We start from the raw sequence: 17,343 nt of genomic DNA on the forward strand, positions 1-17,343 counted from the left end.
CCGACCTGCGCGGAGGTACTCGCGCTCCCGCCGACGCCGAGAACGAACAGGGAGGACGTCGTGGACCACCGCAACGAAGGGCCCGGCGAGAACGGCGACCCGATCCCGCGGGACCTGCCGGACCAGCAGGCCGGTGAGGGCGAGGACCCCTGGGAGGTCGCCACCGTGCCGGGCGAGGACGAGTCCGTTGCCGACCAGCCCGAGGACGTCCCCGACACTGACGAGGCGGGCACCGGCCGGCAGGGGGCGGAGCGGTCGGACACCGTGCACCCGGAGCACCCGGGAGCGCAGGAGTCCTCCGGCTGAGAACCGCCCGGCCGGCCGGAGCTCGGCAGGCATGACCGAGCCTCCGCGGGGGCCTGGCCGGGGCTCGGCAGGCATGACCGAGCCTCTGCCGGGTCCCGGCGGGAGTTCGGCAGGCATGCGCCGAGCCTTTGGCGGGTTTCGGCCGGGGCTCGGCAGGCTTCGCCGCGCCTCCGCCGGATCCGGGCCGGGGCCTCAGCCGACCTTGCGGCCCTTCATCGGCTCCGTCCGGGCCCCCGCGCCCTGCTGCATGCCGTGCAGGAACTCCTCCAGGACCTCGCCGGCCGTGTGCTCCGGGTGCCAGCCGAGCTCCGTACGCGCACGCGTGCAGTCCATCAGCGGCAGCCGCAGGACCGCGTCGAACAGGTGCGGGGAGGCGGGCAGCAGGTGCAGGCCCCACGCGGCCGCGATCGCCGAGCGGGCCGCGGTGCGTGGCAGCCGTACCGGACGGGCGTCGAGCATCCCGGCCAGCAGCTCCGCGTCCACCGGCGGCTCGCCCGCCAGGTTGAAGGCACCCCGGACGTCCGAGTGCACCGCCAGCGCATAGGCCCGCGCCGCGTCGTCGGTGTGCAGGGCCTGCACCCGCAGCCCGGGGATGTCCGGCAGGAACGGCAGCAGCTCGGGCCGGGCCAGCTGGCCGGGCAGGAAACGGCCGCCGAAGATCCGGCGCTGCTCGCTCGCCGACTCCCGCTTGAAGAGGAACGCCGGACGCATCCGGACGACCCGGACGTCAGGGTGGTCGCGTTCGAAGGTGTCCAGCGCCCGCTCCAGATAGGCCTTCTCCCGGCAGTACGCGGCGTCCGGCCAGCCGTGCGTCGGCCACGACTCGTCCACCGCGTGCTCCTTCGGACCCGGGGAGTACGCGCCCACGGAGGAGGCGTGCACCAGTGCCGGCACCTTGGCCGCCGCCACCGCCTCGAACACCCGGATGGAGCCCAGGACGTTGGTGCGCCAGGTCGCCGCCGGGTCGTGCGTCGGCTGGAACGCCCACGCCAGATGGACCACCGCGTCGGCGCCCGCGAACTCCTCGGCCAGGTCCGCCTGCGCGGACGCGAGATCCACCGCCGACCACTCGGTCCGGGCGGGCGACCAGTCCGGGATCCGCCGGGCCAGGCCCCGTACGGAGCCCACCTCCGGATCCTCGGAGAGAAGGCGCACCACGCTGGTTCCCACGTTGCCGGTGGCGCCCGTGACCACGATCCTGCTGCCGCTTGAAGTGCTCACTTCGGCTCCTTCGGGCCGCTGGGGCGGGGGAACCGCCCGAGTACCCGGCCCTCGGCGATACACGCGGTGCACGGCACGGACTCCGGCCGCGAGAGGATCACCCCATGAGCGAGATCATCCTGATGTCCGACGCCCGTGTGGCCGCCGTGCCGGTCGAGGAGAACGGCGAGCCCCTGGTGGACGTCCGCGGCCACCTCCTCGTCGACGACCGCAAGCACGAGGACTCCCTGGGCGCCGAGGTCCATCTGCGCCAGGGCGTCCTGGACCGGCTGCTCGCGGCGCAGGCCCTGCTGCCCGGCGGGCTGCGGCTGCTCTTCGTCGAGGGGTACCGGCCGCCGGCCCTCCAGCGGCAGTACTTCGAGCAGTACGGCGACGAGCTGCGCGCCGCCCACCCGGACTGGCCCGCCGACCGGATCAGGACCGCGGCCAGCCGCTATGTCTCCCCGCCCGAGATAGCCCCGCACAGCGCGGGCGCGGCCGTCGACCTCACGCTCGTCGACGCCGACGGCCGCGAACTCGACCTGGGCACCGCCATGAACGCCAACCCGGAGGAGAGCGACGGCGCCTGCTACACGGGCGCGGGCAACATCACTGCGGAGGCCGAGGCCAACCGGTCCGTGCTGGGGCAGGCGCTGGGCGCGGCGGGCCTGGTCAACTACCCGACGGAGTGGTGGCACTGGTCGTACGGCGACCGCTACTGGGCGCTGGAGACCGGGGCACCCGCCGCGCTGTACGGGCCGAAGGACCTGGCCGGCCTCTGAGGGGCCTCGCCGGAGCCGCCGGAGCGCGGCTCAGGCGAACGCGTTCACGCCCGTCAGCTCCGCCGACAGCGTCCACAGCCGGGCCGCCTGCTCCGGGTCGGTCGCCCAGGCCCGGACACCGCTGCTCTGGTCGCCGTCCACGGCGGGCTCGGCGATGTCGCAGTCCTCCAGGTAGACACCGCCCATACCGGCCAGCTGGGGCGAGGTCGCCGCCCACACCTGGGTGGCCGCGCCCTGCTCCGGGCTCTTGAAGCCCGACGGGTTGAGCAGGTTGCCCTGCTCGTCGATCCAGCCGCGCTCCACCATCTCCGCCTTGGGCAGGTGGCGCTGGAGCGGGGTGAGGATGCCGCCCGGGTGCAGCGAGAAGGCCCGCACCCCGCGCTCGGCGCCGAGCTTGTCGAGGTGCACGGCGAACAGGACGTTCGCCGTCTTCGCCTGGCCGTAGGCCTGCCACTTGTCGTAACCGGTCCGCCAGTGGACGTCGTCCCAGCGCATGCCGTGGAAGTGGTGGGCGCGCGAGGACACCGACACCACGCGGGCGCCGCCCGGCTCGATGGCCGGCCACAGGCGGTTGACCAGGGCGAAGTGCCCGAGGTGGTTGGTCGCGAACTGCGCCTCCCAGCCGGGCCCGACCCGGGTCTCCGGGCAGGCCATGATCCCGGCGTTGTCGATGACGAGGTCGACCGTGCGGCCGGAGGCGAGGAAGCGCTCGGCGAAGCCGCGCACGCTGTCCAGGTCGCCGAGGTCGAGTTCGTCCAGTTCCACCCCGTCGAGGCCGGCGAGGGCCTCCTTCGCGGTGTCGGGACGGCGGGCCGGGACGACGACCCGGGCGCCCGCCTTCGTGAGGGCCCTGGTGGTCTCCAGGCCGAGCCCGGAGTAGCCGCCGGTGACGATCGCGAGCTTGCCGGACAGGTCGACGCCCGCGAGGACGTCGTCGGCCGTGCTGTGGGCGCCGAACCCCGAACCGATCTTGTGCTGTGCAGTGCTCATGACCGGAACGCTACGAATTGGAGTGCGCTCGAAGTCAAGCCGCACTCCGGGCCGTGGCCGCCGGAACATGAGGAAGCCCCGACCGGACGGGGGAATCACGGTCGGGGCGGTCAAGTGGTGGGCACGGATGGCGGTCGCCTCTCGGCGAAAGGCTCCACAGGGCTTCAGCCGAACGATCGTCCCTGTGGGCAAAAGGTGAGGCCCGGGGACACTGTCCCATCCGCACCCACGGTCTGTTCAACGGGCAACGACCCTGTGGTGTTCCTCGGCAGGGACCGATTCCGGGTGAGCTGTGTCACCCCTCCCGGCCGGTCGGAACGGTCTCGCTCCACAGGTTCTCGGCCTGGAGCAACAGCGTCCCGAGGACCGTCGTCCCCTCGGCCCCCTGCCCGGCGTGGTCCCGCAGCCCTTCCTGGAGCTGCGCGCGCAGCTCCCGCATCGCCTCCCGCGCCCCTTCGTCCGGTCGTACGTCGTCGCCGGCCCCGAGCAGCCGGCGGCTCTCGGCGTGACAGGCGTCGCCGATCAGCTCCAGCAGCCGGGCGTAGGCGTCCAGCACCGGCCCGGAGGGCGCGGTGGGAGCGCGGTCGTCGTCGGCGGCGACCGCCAGCGTCCGGGTGAGCGCGCGGACGTGCCCGGTGACCCGGCTCCAGCGTTCGTCGTCCTGCTCCGGCGGGACGGGCGCGGGAGGCCGCCGTACGGCACGCAGGGGCGCGGCGGTCAGCCGCAGGCTCTCCCGGCTCCACCCGCGCGCGGAGCGCAGCGCCGCCAGCCGGTGCTCCAGATGGCCCGCGGCATGCGACCAGCCCTGGGTGTCCCACTCGCCCTCGCGCAGATCACCGGCCACGGTGTGCAGGACGTCGCCCGCCTCCCGGGCCAGGGCCGCGAGGTTCTCGCGGACGTCCCGCAGATGGATCGGAGGCAGCACGAACGCGTTCACGGCGAGGCCGATCACCGCGCCGAGCGCCGCCTGCCCCACCCGGTGCGCGACGGAGGACACCCCGGCGGCACCGGTGGCGAGGGTGAACAGCGCGGTGGTGGCTCCGTAGATGCCCTGGTCGCCGAAGCGCGGCCAGTTCGCCAGCAGCACCAGCGGCGGCACGGACAGCGCCACCGCGCCCAGGGTGCTCCCGGTGACGGCCAGTGCCACCGCCGCCAGCACGGTCCCGCAGCAGATCGCGGCGAGCTGCCGCGTGGCCTGGAGCACCGAGCTGTACACGGTGGCCTGCACGAGGACGACCGCCGCCCAGGGCGCCATCAGGGCCATCGGATCGCCCATCCACACGCCCGCCACGAGCCAGGCCAGGATCGCGGCGGCCGAGGCCTTGAGGGACTGGACGAGCAGATCGCGTTCCCGCCCGGGGCCGCGGAAGGCGGCGCGGGCCGCCCGGCCGACGGCGCGGGCCTCGTGCCGCAGCGCGAGCGCCGGGCGGGACGGGTGCTGCACCACCTGGGGCGTACGCGTGGTCAACAAGGTGTTCCGGTCCGTCATGCCAGCGGGCTGTCCGCCAGGTTCGCCAGCAGCTGGGCCGGGTCGTCGTAGATCGCCTGCGCGCCCGCCTCCTCCAGGTCGGTGCGCGGGATCCCGCCGCACAGCACCCCGAGGCAGCGCACCCCGGCCCGGGTGCCGGCCCGCATGTCCCAGACGGTGTCCCCGACGAAGACCGCCCGTTCGGCCGGCACCCCGGCCAACTCCAGGGCGTGCTCGACGGGTTCGGGGGAGGGCTTGCCCTCCTCGACGTCGTCGGCGCTCGCGGTGGCCATGATCGCGTCGTCCGCGGCGATCGCCCGGCGCAGCGCCGACAGCTCGGCGCCGCCCGCCGAGGTCGCGAGCACCACCCGCCAGCCCTCGCGATCGAGCCGCCGCAGCAGCTCGCCCGCGTCCTGGAGGGCCGGCAGCCGGTCGAAGTACTGCCCGTACAAAGCCTTGTGGGCGGCGCTCAGCTCGGCGTCCTGGTCCTTGTCGCGGTCCTCACCGAGCAGGTGGGCGACGAGGTCCTCGGAGCCGAGCCCGACGGCCCGGTGGACGGCGTGCATCGGTACCTGGTGGCCCGCTTGCCTGAACGCCTCCCACCAGGTCGTCACATGCAGATGGTTGGTGTCCACGAGAGTCCCGTCGACGTCGAACACTGCCGCCCGTTCCATGAAGGCTCCTTTCCTGTCGTGCCGGACGGGTACCACGTCAGGCGGTCGCCACTCGGGACGGCACCCGGCCGTCCCGGGACCAGCCCAGCAGCTCGGGAAGGGTCCAGGTGGTCACGATGCGTTCGGCCGGCACCCCGCACTCCTCGGCCCGCGCGCACCCGAGGATCTGCCAGTCGAGCTGGCCGGGCGCGTGCGCGTCGGTGTCGACGGAGAACAGCACGCCCGCCGCGACCGCCCTGCGCAGCAGCCGGCGGGGCGGGTCCAGGCGCTCCGGGCGGCTGTTGATCTCCACCGCGGTGCCCGACTCGGCGCACGCGGCGAACACCTCGTCCGCGTCGAACTCGGACTCGGGCCGTCCCCGCCCGGTCACCAGCCGACCGGTGCAGTGCCCGAGGACGTCCGCGTGCGGATTCCGTACGGCCGCCACCATCCGCCGGGTCATCGCGCGGGCGTCCATGCGCAGCTTGGAGTGCACGGACACCACCACCACGTCCAGGCGGTCCAGGAGTTCGGGTTCCTGGTCCAGCGAGCCGTCGTCGAGGATGTCGCACTCGATGCCGGTGAGCAGCCGGAAGGGGGCCCAGGTCTCGTTCAGCGCGGCCACCACGTCGAGCTGCTCCCGCAGCCGCTCCGGGGACAGTCCCCGGGCCACGGTGAGGCGGGGGGAGTGGTCGGTGAGCACGGCCCACTCGTGGCCGAGCTCCACCGCGGTCCGGCCCATCTCCTCGATCGGGCTGCCGCCGTCCGACCAGTCGGAGTGCAGATGGCAGTCGCCGCGCAGCAGCGCCCGCAGCTTCTCGCCGCCGTCGGTGCGCGGCGCGCCGGACTCGCCCTCCAGCTTCTCCAGGTAGCCCGGCACCCCTCCGGCCAGGGCCTCCCGCACCACCTGGGCCGTCTTCGGGCCGATGCCCTTGAGCGACTCCAGGGAGCCGGCCTCCGCCCGCTCGTGCACCTCGTCCGCGGGCAGCCCGCTCAGCACCCGGGCCGCCGTACGGAAGGCACGGACGCGGTACGTCGGTGCCAGGGAACGCTCCAGCAGGAAGGCGATCCGCTCCAGCGCCTCGACGGGATCCATGGCCACCTCCTCCACCCAGAGTTCCCCAGGGACTCGGGGGGCGCACGACGGGGGAGCGGTCCGTGCGGCGCGCGGCGGGCGGTTTGTCGGCTGCGCCCTCGGGTACTGCGATGCGGCGTCGGAGGTCCGCAGCCCGGCGTCACCCCCGCCCCCGAGGAGGCCGAGATGTCCGCCCCCACCGCACCCCGCAGCAAGGTGGCCGTGATCACCGGAGCCGACTCCGGCATCGGCAGGGCCACCGCCGTCCGGCTGGCCCGTGCGGGGATGGACGTCGGCATCACCTGGCACAGCGATCTCAAGGGCGCGGAGGAGACCGCCGACGAAGTCCGCGCCCTCGGACGGCGGGCCGCCGTGGCGCAGATGGACCTCACCCGGCTGCCCGTCGCCGCCGGTGCCGTCGACGAGCTGTGCGACCGGCTCGGCCGCCTCGACGTCCTGGTCAACAACGCGGGCACCGGCACCATGACGCCCTTCCTCGACCTGGAACTGGACACCGTCCGCGAGGTCCTCGACGTCGACCTGGTCGGCCCGTTCCTGTGCGGTCAGAAGGCCGCCCGGCACATGATCCGCCAGGGCTCCGGCGGCCGGATCGTCAACGTGACCTCCGTCCACGAGCACCAGCCGCGGGTCGGGGCCGCCCCCTACTGCGCGGCCAAGGGCGGCCTCGGTCTGCTGACCCAGGTCATGGCCCTGGAGCTCGCCGAGCACGGCATCACCGTCAACGCGGTCGCGCGTGGCGAGATCGCCACCCCGATGACGGGCCAGGAGGACACCGACGTGCACACCCAGGAGCGTCCCGGCGTGCCGCTCGGCCGCCCCGGCGACGCCCGCGAGGTCGCCGCGGTGATCGCCTTCCTCGCCGGCCCCGAGGCCACCTACGTCACCGGCGCGTCCTGGAGCGTGGACGGCGGGATGCTCCGCATGGGACCGCAGGCCGGCTCGCACCTCGGGGACGACGAGTGGCGGCGCCCTTGAGACGGCGTACCAGTTCCGGCCTGGTGTTCGCGCGCTGGTCGACGACGACGCCCTGACCGTCGTACGCGTACTGGGAGCGGAACGCCTGGCACGACCTGGTCCCCGCGCTCACCCGGCTGGGCGAACGCGGGCACTGCGGGGGTCCGGCCACCCAGGGCGCGGTCGAGGCGGCGGTCCGCACCCTGCTCGGCGGACGACGCTCGCCTCTCCCTCCCGCGCATCGCGTTCTACGCTCTAGACATGACCGAAATCGGGAGCCCACACATCGCGAACCCGCGGATCCTGGTACTCGGGGTCCAGCCGACCACGCCGCCCTTCCGGATCGTGGAGATCGACGGGGAGGTGGTCGGTGAGGCGCGGACCGTCACCGACGTCCTGGAGGCCGCCGCCGCCTTCGGCATCACCGTCCACGACCTGGACGACCCGGACGTGGTCCGCTGGGTCGGCGGCGACAAGTTCACCTGGACCCGGCACTGACGGCCCACCGCCCTCACGCCTTCGTGGCCGCCGGCTTCTTGTGCACCGCGCGGCTCAGCCGCCGTCCCAGCAGCAGGTAGCCGATCAGGGCACCGGACGTGTTCAGGATGACGTCGTCGATGTCGAAGGCCCGCCCCTCCACCAGGGCGCCCTGCGCGAACTCGACCAGCAGCATCACCACGGCCGTCAGCAGGAGGATCCGCAGCAGCCCCCGGGTCTTGGGAGCGATGATCGGCACCAGGATCCCGAACGGCACGCCCAGCAGGATGTTCCCGCCGATCTGCTTGACGGCGTCCCGCATCTCGGGCTGGTCCAGATAGGCCTTGAGCGAGGCGCCGGGATGCAGGTTGGTGTGGGTCAGATCCACCGACGCGGGCGAGGGCTCCAGGGTCAGCCGGGCCAGCACGACGGCGAACGCCACCATGAACGCGAAGGCGAACACCATCGCCACGAAGCGGACGACGAAGGAGAGCGGATTACGCCGGGGGCGGGCGGGCTTCGCCACGGGTTCGGTCTTGGCGGTGCCGGCGTCCGACGCCGCTCGCGAACGTGAGAGCACCCAGGCCATTGGTTCCTCCACTCTGCAACTTCCCTGTGTGGTAAGGCGATTACCCCTGAACGCCCCGAGAATGCCGCCGCGCCACACGGGGGCGCCGGTGGGCACCGCCGTGTGGCGCGGTTGGTCAGCTGCCGTAGGTGACCTCGACCTTCTTGAAGCCGAGCGAGCCCAGCAGACCCCTGAGCATGTTGGTGGTGTTGGTCTCGGCCCGCTTGGTCAGCTCGCTCTCCTTCGCGGCCTCCGTGATGTGCTTGACGGCGAGCTTCTGGACGGCCTGTTCACTGTTGGGGTTGTCGGAGAAGAAGTCACCGAGCCGGTCGAGCAGACCGCGCTGCTTGGAGACCGCGTAGGAGCGGTCCGCGTCCAGCGTGGCCTTGCCCAGCTGGGCGTGCGGCAGCCGCAGGGTGGCGGCCGTGCGGTCCTCGTTGACCGTCACGTCGCTCTTGGCGACCTTGCCGAGGTCGACATAGGCGTCGACGGCACCCGCCCCGACGTACAGGGTGCGGGAGCCGCGGATCGCGTCGGGCAGGAACTTGGTGTCCTTCTCCAGGTCCACGACGACCTGGAAGTTGCCGGAGGCGGCGTCGTAACGGCTGATGTCCTGGATGGACTCCAGAAGTGCGGGACCCGAACGGTCATGGGTCTCGGTGCCGAACAGGTCCTTGAGGCCAGGGATCACACTGAGCCGGATACCGGCGAAGAACACCACGAGCACCACCACGACGGCGGTGAGTACCTTCGCCCAGCCGGGCATGCGCCTGGACACGCGCCTGATGGGAGTCGTCATGCGACGGCCCTCCTTCCTAGAAGCACGGATGCCCAGCGACGACGCCCAAAAGCGCGGCCGGACCGTCTTGTTGGCTGATTGGGACACTGCCGGGACACTCGGGGGCGCACTAGCGTGGAGAACTCCGCGTACGGCGTGTCTGGAGACCCGGATGAGCACAGACAGCACGTCCCGGACCCTGCGTCCCATGCACCGCATACCCCTGCCCGAGTCCGGCCCGCCCCGGCTCACCGCCCTGGCCACCGGCACCCCGGTGTGGCTCGTGACGCGTTACGCCGACGTCCGCCAGGTGCTCATGGACCCCCGCTTCGACCGGAAGTCCCTCCAGGCCGAGGACGCCCCGCCGCTGCTCGTGGTGCCGAACCTGCTCGACTCCCCGGACGGCCTCCTCAACCAGGACGGCCCGTCCCACCAGCTGCTCCGGGGCACGGTCCAGAGGGCCTTCACCCCACGCGCGATCGCCCGCTGGCGGCCCTGGACCGCCTCCGTGGTGGAGTCCCTCCTGGACGACCTGGCCGGGCAGCCGCAGCCGGCCGACATCGTGGAGGCGTTCACGCGCAGGCTGCCGGTCTCGGTGATCTCCCGGCTGATGGGCCTGGAGGACGCCGACTGGGAACGCATCCGGGGCTGGGCCGACCACGCCCTGTCCGGCGGCGCGCACTCCGCCGAGGAGGTCGGCGCGGCGATGCGGGAGTTCGGTCTGTTCTGCGCGGAGCTGGTCGCCGAGCGGCGCAAGGAGCCCGGCGACGACCTGGTCAGCGCGCTGGTCGTGGCGGGCGACGGCCTCGGCATCGAGGAGCCGCGGCTGGTCGTCCTGGTTCTCGGTCTGGTGGTCGCCGGACACGAGACGACCATGACGGCCCTCGGCAACATCGTCGTCCACCTCCTCACCGACGGGCGGGAGGCCTGGCCGGGCCTCGCCGAGAGCCAGGAGGCGGCCGAGACCGCCGTCGAGCAGCTGCTGCGGACGATCCCGCTGAGCGAGGGCAGGGTGCTGCCCGGGCTGATCCGCCGGGCGGTGGAAGAGGCCGAGGTCGGCGGCGTGACGATTCCGGCGGGGGCGGTGGTCGCGGTGCAGACGAACGCGGCGAACCGGGATCCGGCTGTCTTCCCCCAGCCCGCCGACACCGACCTGTTCGCCCCGCTCACCACACCGAGCGTGGTCTTCGGCGCGGGCCCCCACCACTGCCTGGGCGCCTGGCTGGCCCGACTGGAGCTGGGGCTGGCCCTGCACCGCCTCGCGGTCCGCTTCCCGGGGCTGCGGGCCGAGTTCACGGCGGAGACGATCGCGTGGCGGGAGGGCCAGATGACACGGGGACCGCGGAGACTACCGGTGTCCTGGTGAAGGTCGGTCGAGCTCCCGGTCGCCGCCCGGTCTCGACCACCACACCCCTTCTCCGTGCGTGAGCGCCGGCAGCCGCAGTTCGACCTCCCGCACCCGCCCCACCGGAAGCTCACCGGTGACCACCCACGCCGTCTCCCCGCCCGACGTGCCCGTGAACTCCGCTCCCCGCGAGGCGAGCAGAGCCGTCACCGGCGCCAGCGCGGCCGGCGGCACCTCCACCTCGAACGCGTGACACGGCTCGAACAGCCGGGTCCCGGCCCGCTCCAGCGCCGTGCGCAGCACGATCGGCGTGAGCCCGCGGAAGTCGGCGGCCGTACTGATCGGCCCGACGAAGCCGGAGCGGATCAGGGTGACCCGGTAGTCCGTCACGGCCGCACCGGTCAGCCCGGTCGCCATGCCCGCGTGCACCGACTCCTCGACGGCCTGGTGGAACGCCCGGGGGAGTGCGCCGAGTTCGGTCTCGTACGCGAACACCCCGCCGGAACCACGCTCGCCCGGCTCGACCCGCAGGCCGATCGTCGCCCAGTACCGGGTCCCCAGGTGCCAGGGCATCTCAGCGCAGGCTTCCCCCGTGCCGCGCGGACGCTCCAGGTACCGGACCCGGCCCGGCTCGAACTCCGCCTCGACGCCGAAGTCCTGGGCGAGGGTCGCCGCGAGGACCTCCATCTGGACCTCGCCGTACAGGAGCAGGGTGGTGGCGCCGCCGGCCGCGGGGCGGGCGTGGAGCAGGGGGTCCTGGTCGGCGAGGGTCAGCAGGGCGGAGCGCAGCCGGGCCGCCTCGGCGGGGTGCCGGGCGGTGACCAGGGTCTCCAGGGTCGGGGGCGCGAACTGCGGTGCGCGGTCGGTCGGTGCACCGAGGTGGTCGCCCACCCGGAGGCCGCTGGAGAACGTCAGCGAGGCGATGTCACCGGCGGTGAGGGGGCCGCTCAGGTGGGTCGCCCGCCCATGGATCCGGCTCGTGCTGCCGTCGGCGCCGCGCCTGAGGAACACCAGCCGCTGACGCTCCGTCACCTCACCGCCGTACAGCCGCAGATGGGCGATGCGCTCACCGCCGGGTCCCGGCCGTACGGCGAACACCGTGCCGCGCGGCTCGCCGCCGGGTGTCGCGGGTGCCGGCGGGATCAGCCGGGTCACTGCCTCGACCAGGTCGGGCACGCCCTGGCCGCCGAGGGCGGACCCGAAGTACACGGGGTGGAAGGAGCCGTCGGCGGTACGGGCGGCGAGGGACTTGCGCAGGTCGTCCGGGGTGGGGTCGGGGCCGTCCACGAGCGCCGCGAGGACGTCCGGGTCGACCTCGGCGAGTGCTTCGGCCGCCGAGTCGGCGCCCAGCGGGCGAACACGCGCGTCGGACGAGCCGATGCCCGTCACCCGCGCCAGCGGGGCGACGTACGGCGTCAGTCTGCGGCGGATGTCGGCGAGCAGGTCCTCGTCGCGGGCGCCGGGGCGGTCGATCTTGTTGACGAAGATCAGCGTGGGCAGCCGCAGCCTGCGCAGGGTCCGCATCAGGACGCGGGTCTGCGCCTGTACGCCCTCCACGGCGGACAGCAGCAGGACCGCACCGTCGAGGACCTCCAGGGCACGCTCGACCTCGGCGATGAAGTCGGAGTGCCCGGGGGTGTCGATGAGGTTGATCCGGGTGCCGTGGGCGGTGAACGAGGCGACCGCGGAGCGGATGGTGATGCCGCGCTGCCGCTCGATCGCACCGTCGTCCGTGCGGGTGTCGCCGGTGTCGACGCTGCCGAGCCGGTCGATCGCGCCGTGGTCGAACAGCAGCCGCTCGGTGAGCCTGGTCTTACCGGCGTCGACGTGGGCCAGAATGCCGATGTTCAGGGTGTGCATGCGGGGTCGAGTCCTCGAGAACCGTGGGCCGAAGGGGGCGCTGGGTCATGTCGAGGAGACGGCGCATGCGAGGGGTCCTGACGTGAGGGGACACGGGCACGGCCATGATGGCGCGCGCCCTGTGGGGTTCCGCAACCGAATTCCGGCGGCCAGTAGCATGGGCGCGGCAGCCCGGAATGATCATCGGAGGAGCGGATCCGTGCGAGACATCGCCGTGTTCAGCGGTAGCGCCCACCCCGAGCTGGCGGCGGAGGTCTGCGCGCATCTGGGGGTGCCGCTCAGCCCCACCCGGGTCAGCCGGTTCGCCAACGACTGCCTCGAGGTGCAGCTCCAGGCCAACTGCCGGGAGCGGGACGTCTTCCTGGTCCAGCCGCTCGTCAGGCCGGTCCAGGAGCACCTGGTGGAGCTGCTGCTGATGTGCGACGCGGCCCGGGGTGCGTCCGCGCGCCGGATCACCGTCGTCATGCCGCACTACTCCTACGCGCGCTCCGACAAGAAGGACGCGCCCCGGATCTCGCTGGGCGGCCGGCTCGTCGCCGACCTGATGGTCTCGGCCGGCGCGAGCCGCGTCCTCGCCATGACCCTGCACTCCCCGCAGGTCCACGGCTTCTTCTCGGTGCCCGTCGACCATCTGCACGCCCTGCGGGAACTCGCCGCGCACTTCCAGCGGTACGACCTCTCCCGCACCACCGTGGTGTCCCCGGACCTCGGCAACGCCAAGGAGGCCGCCGCCTTCGCCCGGCTGATCGGGGCCCAGGTGGCCGCCGGCGCCAAGCAGCGGTTCGCCGACGACCGGGTCAGCATCAGCGACGTCATCGGCGAGGTGGCGGGGCGGGACGTCATCGTCCTGGACGACGAGATCGCCAAGGGCTCGACGGTCCTCGAACTCCTCGACAGACTGCGCGAGTTGGGGCCCCGGTCGATCCGGGTGGCCTGCACCCACGGGCTGTTCGCGCACGGTGCCCTCAAGAGGATCGGCGAACAGCCCGACGTGTTGGAGATCGTCTGCACCAACACGGTTCCGGTCCCCGAGGAGGAGCGCACCGACAAGCTGCGGATCCTCTCCATCGCCCCCGCCCTCGCCGAGGCCGTACGGCGCATTCACAACGGCGAGTCCGTCAGTGCCCTGTTCGACGAGCCCCGCGGCGACGGGTCATGACATTTTCACGAGGGGTCATAACGTCTCGGACGTGGCCTCGGGCTGCCCCAGGGCCGCGTCCAGCGAGGGCAGCGGAGGCAGCAGCCGGGTCAGACCGGTCACCCGCATGATCCTCAGGGTGAGCGGGTGCGTGCAGACCAGGAGCAGCCGGCCGTCGCGGTCGAGGACCCGGGACCTGGCGCGGTAGAGCAGCCGCAGCCCGGAGCAGTCGAGGAACTCGACGAGGCTCAGGTCGATCACCACGCGTACGTCGGGGTCGGCCGTGGCCCGGTCCAGGTGCGGCTCGATCTCCGCGGCCGCGGCGATGTCGATCTCCCCGCGGAACTCCAACACGGTGTGGCCGCGCTCCTCGTGGACGCGCAGATGCCTCGACAGCGGTGCCGGTTCCTGCTGCACGACGACATCGCCTCCCACCGCTGCGCGCAAATGCGTTCCCCGCCCTGCAAGTTACCCTCGATGGAATGAATTTGAGCATGTTCGATTGACATATGTCTTCGAATTGCGACCGCCAGTTCGCAACCGGTTCACGCGGGGCTCGCGCCGGGCTCGCTCAAGGGCTCGCGCCCGCCTCAGGAGAGGGCGTGCCAGGCCGTGGTGAGGGCCTGCCGGAACTGCTCGGTCTGGTGTGCGGTGAGGTCCCGCACCATCCGCTCCTCCAGCTCCCGCACCGGACCCTCGTGTCGGGCGAGCAGCGCGCGGCCCTCCTCGGTCAGCAGGATCAGCAACTCCCGGCGGTTGTTCGGATTGCGCTCCCGGCGCACCAGGCCGCGCGTCTCCAGGGAGCGCACCAGGTCGGCGATCGACTGCGCGGTGACGAAGGAGTCCCGGGCCAGCTGTGCCGCCGACAGCCCGTCGTGCCGCTGCAGGACGGTCAGGGCCGTGTACTGCAGAGCGGTGATCCCGGAGGGCTTGACCAGCTCGTCCAGATGGGAACGGACGACGAGCTCCACCTGTTTCACCATGTAGAGGAGCGACGGGGGCGCCGCCTTGGTCACCTGTGTGTCGAGCATGGGTTCAGGCTAGAGCATTGACAGGAAACCTGTCTGTAAAGAGACTGCGAACCAACAGGAATCCTGTTGGTTGAAATCTTGGCGACGATGCTGAGGAGCGGTGATGTCCCCCATCGATATCGAACCCGGACGGCTGTTCGTGGGCGGCCAGTGGCGCGAAGCCGCCGACGGTGCCCGCACCGAGGTGGTCGACCCGTCCCGGGGCGCGGTGGTCACCACCGTCGCGGAGGCCGGAGCCGCCGACGTGGACGCGGCCGTGCGCGCCGCCCGGGAGGCCTTCGACGCCGGGACCTGGTCCGGCCTCAGCGGCCGCGAGCGGGGCCGGATCCTGCACCGGGTCGCCGAGCTGATCCGCGAGAACGCCGACGAGCTCGCCCAGCTGGAGAGCCTCGACGTCGGCAAGCCGATCTCGCTCTGCCACGCCGTGGACATCACCAACGCGGCCAACGACTACGAGCACTTCGCCGCCCTCGCCCACTCCGTGGACGGCGCCGTCCGCGACACCCCCATGAACGCCCTCGCCTACACCAAGCGCGAGCCGCTCGGGGTGGTCGCCGCGATCACCCCCTTCAACTTCCCGCTCATCCTCGCCGGTTCGAAGATCGGCCCCGCCCTCGCCGCCGGCAACACGGTCGTGCACAAGCCCGCCGACGAGACCCCGCTCAGCGCCCTCTACATGGCGGGCCTGCTCCAGCGGGCGGGCGTGCCGGACGGCGTGGTCAACGTCGTCACCGGCTCCGGACCGGTGGCGGGGGACGCCCTCCTGCGCCACCGGGGCGTCGACAAGGTCGCCTTCACCGGCTCCACCGCGATCGGCCGGCATGTGGCGGCCACCGCGGGTGAGGCGCTCAAGCCGGTCACCATGGAGCTCGGGGGCAACGCCGCCAACCTCGTCTTCGAGGACGCCGACCTGGAGAAGGCGGTCGGCGCGATCATCAAGGCGTTCGTCTTCAACACCGGCCAGTTCTGCATGGGCGGCCCGCGCCTCCTGGTGGCCCGGCCCGTGTACAGCACCCTCCTCGGCATCCTCGCCGACGCCGTGCCCGGCGTACCGGTCGGCGACCCGCGCGACCCCGGGACCGTCGTCGGTCCGATGGCGGGGGAGAAGCACCTGAAGAAGGTCGAGGAGTACGTCGACCTGGCCCGCAAGGAGGGCGGCCGGATCGTCTGCGGCGGTGAACGCCTCGACCTCGACGGCGGCTTCTACTACAGGCCCACGGTGATCGCCGACCTGTCCAACGACTCCCGGGTCGTCCAGGAGGAGATCTTCGGACCGGTCCTCACCGTGCAGCCCTTCGACACCGAGGACGAGGCGGTCGAACTCGCCAACTCGACGCCGTACGGCCTGGCTTCGGGCGTCCAGACGACGAACCTGGCCCGCGCCCACCGGGTCGCCGACCGCCTCCAGGCGGGCATCGTCTGGGTCAACGACTGGGCGATGCTCGACCCCGCGGTGCCCTTCGGCGGGGTCAAGGACTCCGGCTACGGCCGCGAGTACGGCCCCGAGGCGCTCGACGCCTACACCAAGGTCAAGTCCGTCGTCGTCTCGCTCGACTGAGCACCCCCCAAGGAGTCCGTACGATGTCCATCACCACCCGTGCCGCTGTGGTCGAGTCCGGCGGCGCACCCTTCACCCTCTCCGACGTCACCCTCGACGACCCCGCACCCCATGAGGCCCTGGTCCGCCTGGTCGCCACCGGCCTGTGCCACACCGACCTGGGCGTGGCGAGCGGCGGACTGCCCTTCCCGCTGCCCGGAGTCCTCGGGCACGAGGGCGCCGGAGTCGTCGAGGCCGTCGGCTCCGCCGTCACCGGCGTGGCTCCCGGCGACCACGTCGTGCTGTCCTTCACCTCCTGCGGCGACTGCCGCAACTGCGACGGCGGACACCCCGCCTACTGCGCCGGCTGGCTGCCGCTGAACCTCCTCGGCGGCCGCCGGGCCGACGGCTCCAGCACCATCAGCCGGGACGGCGAACCGCTCGGCGGGCACTTCTTCGGCCAGTCCTCGTTCGCCGAGCGCGCCCTGGTCGACGAGCGCAGCCTGGTCAAGGTCGACCAGGACGTGCCGCTGGAGTCCATCGCCCCGCTCGGCTGCGGGGTGCAGACCGGCGTCGGTGCCGTGTGGAACGTCCTCAAGCCCGTCACGGGCTCCACGATCGTCGTGCTGGGCGCCGGAGCCGTCGGCCTGTCCGCGGTCATGGCCGCCGCCCTCACCCCCGCCACGACCGTCGTCGCCGTCGACCGGGTCGGCGAACGCCTGGAACTGGCCAAGGAGTTGGGCGCCACCCACACCGTCGACGCGGCCGAGGAGGACCTCGGCGAGGCGATCGCCGAGATCACCGGCGGACAGGGCGCGGACGGCATCGTGGAGACCACCGGCAACGTGGGCGTCCTGCGGCAGGGCGTCGACGCGCTCGCCGCCCGCGGCACCGTGGTCGTCGTCGGCGCCCCGCCCTTCGGCACCGAGGTCTCCCTCGACGTCAACGGCCTCCTGGGCGGCAAGCGGGTCGTCGGGCTCACCCTCGGCGACGCCGAGACCCAGAGCTTCATCCCCGCCCTGGTCCGCCTGGTCAAGGAGGGGCGGCTCCCGCTGCACCGCCTGATCAGCACCTATCCGTTCGCGGACATCGACCAGGCGGTGCGGGACATGGGCGCGGGCAAGGCGATCAAGCCCGTGCTGACGTTCTGACCGCGGCTG

The 17,343-nt window shown here is 72.7% G+C and carries 18 protein-coding genes; 8 read left to right on the forward strand and 10 right to left on the reverse strand.

Annotation, left to right across the window (positions count from 1 at the left end):
• The first annotated feature begins 60 nt into the window (after positions 1-60).
• Entirely contained in the window at positions 61-306 is a 246-nt protein-coding gene (locus AC2XR2_RS40425) for a hypothetical protein (protein WP_491517849.1), read from the forward strand.
• A gap of 192 nt (positions 307-498) precedes the next feature.
• On the opposite strand, the gene AC2XR2_RS40430 is transcribed toward AC2XR2_RS40425, so the two are convergent.
• Positions 499-1,527, reverse strand: coding sequence for an SDR family oxidoreductase (locus AC2XR2_RS40430; RefSeq protein ID WP_491517850.1), 1,029 nt, complete (start codon positions 1,525-1,527; stop codon positions 499-501).
• Between the two features lie 104 nt (positions 1,528-1,631).
• Here AC2XR2_RS40430 and AC2XR2_RS40435 point away from each other — a divergent pair, with 104 nt between their 5' ends.
• Complete coding sequence (locus AC2XR2_RS40435; RefSeq protein ID WP_491517851.1) at positions 1,632-2,288, forward strand: M15 family metallopeptidase; 657 nt, start codon at positions 1,632-1,634, stop codon at positions 2,286-2,288.
• A gap of 30 nt (positions 2,289-2,318) precedes the next feature.
• On the opposite strand, the gene AC2XR2_RS40440 is transcribed toward AC2XR2_RS40435, so the two are convergent.
• The 4 genes from AC2XR2_RS40440 to AC2XR2_RS40455 form a co-directional block, all read right to left on the reverse strand.
• On the reverse strand, positions 2,319-3,278 hold the full coding sequence (locus tag AC2XR2_RS40440) for an SDR family NAD(P)-dependent oxidoreductase (protein ID WP_491517852.1): 960 nt from the start codon (positions 3,276-3,278) through the stop codon (positions 2,319-2,321).
• A gap of 295 nt (positions 3,279-3,573) precedes the next feature.
• Entirely contained in the window at positions 3,574-4,767 is a 1,194-nt protein-coding gene (locus AC2XR2_RS40445; RefSeq protein WP_491517853.1) for an FUSC family protein, read from the reverse strand.
• A complete protein-coding gene (locus AC2XR2_RS40450; RefSeq protein ID WP_491517854.1) occupies positions 4,764-5,420 on the reverse strand; it encodes an HAD family hydrolase in 657 nt (218 codons plus the stop codon). Before AC2XR2_RS40450 ends, AC2XR2_RS40445 begins: the two co-directional genes overlap by 4 nt.
• A 37-nt stretch (positions 5,421-5,457) precedes the next feature.
• A complete protein-coding gene (locus AC2XR2_RS40455; RefSeq protein ID WP_491517855.1) occupies positions 5,458-6,495 on the reverse strand; it encodes a PHP domain-containing protein in 1,038 nt (345 codons plus the stop codon).
• Between the two features lie 165 nt (positions 6,496-6,660).
• Between AC2XR2_RS40455 and AC2XR2_RS40460 the strand changes: the two genes are divergently transcribed.
• Positions 6,661-7,470, forward strand: a complete 810-nt coding sequence (locus AC2XR2_RS40460; RefSeq protein ID WP_491517856.1) for an SDR family oxidoreductase — start codon at positions 6,661-6,663, stop codon at positions 7,468-7,470.
• 240 nt (positions 7,471-7,710) lie between these two features.
• On the forward strand, positions 7,711-7,947 hold the full coding sequence (locus AC2XR2_RS40465) for a hypothetical protein (protein WP_330262601.1): 237 nt from the start codon (positions 7,711-7,713) through the stop codon (positions 7,945-7,947).
• Positions 7,948-7,960: 13 nt separating this feature from the next.
• Here the strand turns inward: AC2XR2_RS40465 and AC2XR2_RS40470 are convergent, their stop codons facing one another.
• Both AC2XR2_RS40470 and AC2XR2_RS40475 read right to left on the reverse strand, forming a co-directional pair.
• Positions 7,961-8,515, reverse strand: coding sequence for a VanZ family protein (locus AC2XR2_RS40470; protein WP_491517857.1), 555 nt, complete (start codon positions 8,513-8,515; stop codon positions 7,961-7,963).
• A gap of 115 nt (positions 8,516-8,630) precedes the next feature.
• Entirely contained in the window at positions 8,631-9,293 is a 663-nt protein-coding gene (locus tag AC2XR2_RS40475; protein WP_381296742.1) for a DUF4230 domain-containing protein, read from the reverse strand.
• A 151-nt stretch (positions 9,294-9,444) separates the two neighbouring features.
• On the opposite strand from AC2XR2_RS40475, the gene AC2XR2_RS40480 reads away from it, so the two are divergent.
• Positions 9,445-10,638 (forward strand): cytochrome P450, encoded by a 1,194-nt coding sequence (locus AC2XR2_RS40480; RefSeq protein WP_491517858.1) that lies wholly within the window; start codon positions 9,445-9,447, stop codon positions 10,636-10,638.
• On the opposite strand, the gene otr(A) is transcribed toward AC2XR2_RS40480, so the two are convergent.
• Positions 10,621-12,477: a tetracycline resistance ribosomal protection protein Otr(A) gene (otr(A), locus tag AC2XR2_RS40485; RefSeq protein ID WP_491517859.1), complete on the reverse strand. Its 1,857-nt coding sequence runs from the start codon at positions 12,475-12,477 to the stop codon at positions 10,621-10,623. The genes AC2XR2_RS40480 and otr(A) overlap by 18 nt on opposite strands.
• Positions 12,478-12,676: 199 nt before the next feature.
• On the opposite strand from otr(A), the gene AC2XR2_RS40490 reads away from it, so the two are divergent.
• The gene (locus AC2XR2_RS40490) at positions 12,677-13,636 is read left to right on the forward strand and encodes a ribose-phosphate diphosphokinase (protein ID WP_381296736.1); all 960 of its coding nucleotides are present in this window, start codon (positions 12,677-12,679) and stop codon (positions 13,634-13,636) included.
• A 15-nt stretch (positions 13,637-13,651) separates the two neighbouring features.
• Here the strand turns inward: AC2XR2_RS40490 and AC2XR2_RS40495 are convergent, their stop codons facing one another.
• The gene (locus AC2XR2_RS40495; RefSeq protein WP_381296734.1) at positions 13,652-14,032 is read right to left on the reverse strand and encodes an anti-sigma factor antagonist; all 381 of its coding nucleotides are present in this window, start codon (positions 14,030-14,032) and stop codon (positions 13,652-13,654) included.
• Between the two features lie 173 nt (positions 14,033-14,205).
• The gene (locus AC2XR2_RS40500; RefSeq protein WP_381296733.1) at positions 14,206-14,646 is read right to left on the reverse strand and encodes a MarR family winged helix-turn-helix transcriptional regulator; all 441 of its coding nucleotides are present in this window, start codon (positions 14,644-14,646) and stop codon (positions 14,206-14,208) included.
• A 103-nt stretch (positions 14,647-14,749) separates the two neighbouring features.
• On the opposite strand from AC2XR2_RS40500, the gene AC2XR2_RS40505 reads away from it, so the two are divergent.
• Positions 14,750-16,204 carry an aldehyde dehydrogenase family protein gene (locus tag AC2XR2_RS40505; RefSeq protein ID WP_491517860.1) on the forward strand — a complete coding sequence of 485 codons (1,455 nt, stop codon included), beginning with the start codon at positions 14,750-14,752 and terminating at the stop codon, positions 16,202-16,204.
• A 23-nt stretch (positions 16,205-16,227) separates the two neighbouring features.
• Positions 16,228-17,334, forward strand: a complete 1,107-nt coding sequence (locus AC2XR2_RS40510; protein WP_491517861.1) for an NAD(P)-dependent alcohol dehydrogenase — start codon at positions 16,228-16,230, stop codon at positions 17,332-17,334.
• The last annotated feature ends 9 nt before the right edge of the window (positions 17,335-17,343 follow it).

Source organism: Streptomyces sp. LS-MS-L19, assembly GCF_058382285.1.

Bases quoted from the DNA above. Each gene is read 5' to 3' on its own strand.
- AC2XR2_RS40435 (WP_491517851.1), top strand. From the start codon at position 1,632: ATGAGCGAGATCATCCTGATGTCCGACGCCCGTGTGGCCGCCGTGCCG.
- AC2XR2_RS40440 (WP_491517852.1), bottom strand. From the start codon at position 3,278: ATGAGCACTGCACAGCACAAGATCGGTTCGGGGTTCGGCGCCCACAGC.
- AC2XR2_RS40445 (WP_491517853.1), bottom strand. From the start codon at position 4,767: ATGACGGACCGGAACACCTTGTTGACCACGCGTACGCCCCAGGTGGTG.
- AC2XR2_RS40450 (WP_491517854.1), bottom strand. From the start codon at position 5,420: ATGGAACGGGCGGCAGTGTTCGACGTCGACGGGACTCTCGTGGACACC.
- AC2XR2_RS40455 (WP_491517855.1), bottom strand. From the start codon at position 6,495: ATGGATCCCGTCGAGGCGCTGGAGCGGATCGCCTTCCTGCTGGAGCGT.
- AC2XR2_RS40460 (WP_491517856.1), top strand. From the start codon at position 6,661: ATGTCCGCCCCCACCGCACCCCGCAGCAAGGTGGCCGTGATCACCGGA.
- AC2XR2_RS40465 (WP_330262601.1), top strand. From the start codon at position 7,711: ATGACCGAAATCGGGAGCCCACACATCGCGAACCCGCGGATCCTGGTA.
- AC2XR2_RS40470 (WP_491517857.1), bottom strand. From the start codon at position 8,515: ATGGCCTGGGTGCTCTCACGTTCGCGAGCGGCGTCGGACGCCGGCACC.
- AC2XR2_RS40475 (WP_381296742.1), bottom strand. From the start codon at position 9,293: ATGACGACTCCCATCAGGCGCGTGTCCAGGCGCATGCCCGGCTGGGCG.
- AC2XR2_RS40480 (WP_491517858.1), top strand. From the start codon at position 9,445: ATGAGCACAGACAGCACGTCCCGGACCCTGCGTCCCATGCACCGCATA.
- AC2XR2_RS40500 (WP_381296733.1), bottom strand. From the start codon at position 14,646: ATGCTCGACACACAGGTGACCAAGGCGGCGCCCCCGTCGCTCCTCTAC.
- AC2XR2_RS40505 (WP_491517860.1), top strand. From the start codon at position 14,750: ATGTCCCCCATCGATATCGAACCCGGACGGCTGTTCGTGGGCGGCCAG.
- AC2XR2_RS40510 (WP_491517861.1), top strand. From the start codon at position 16,228: ATGTCCATCACCACCCGTGCCGCTGTGGTCGAGTCCGGCGGCGCACCC.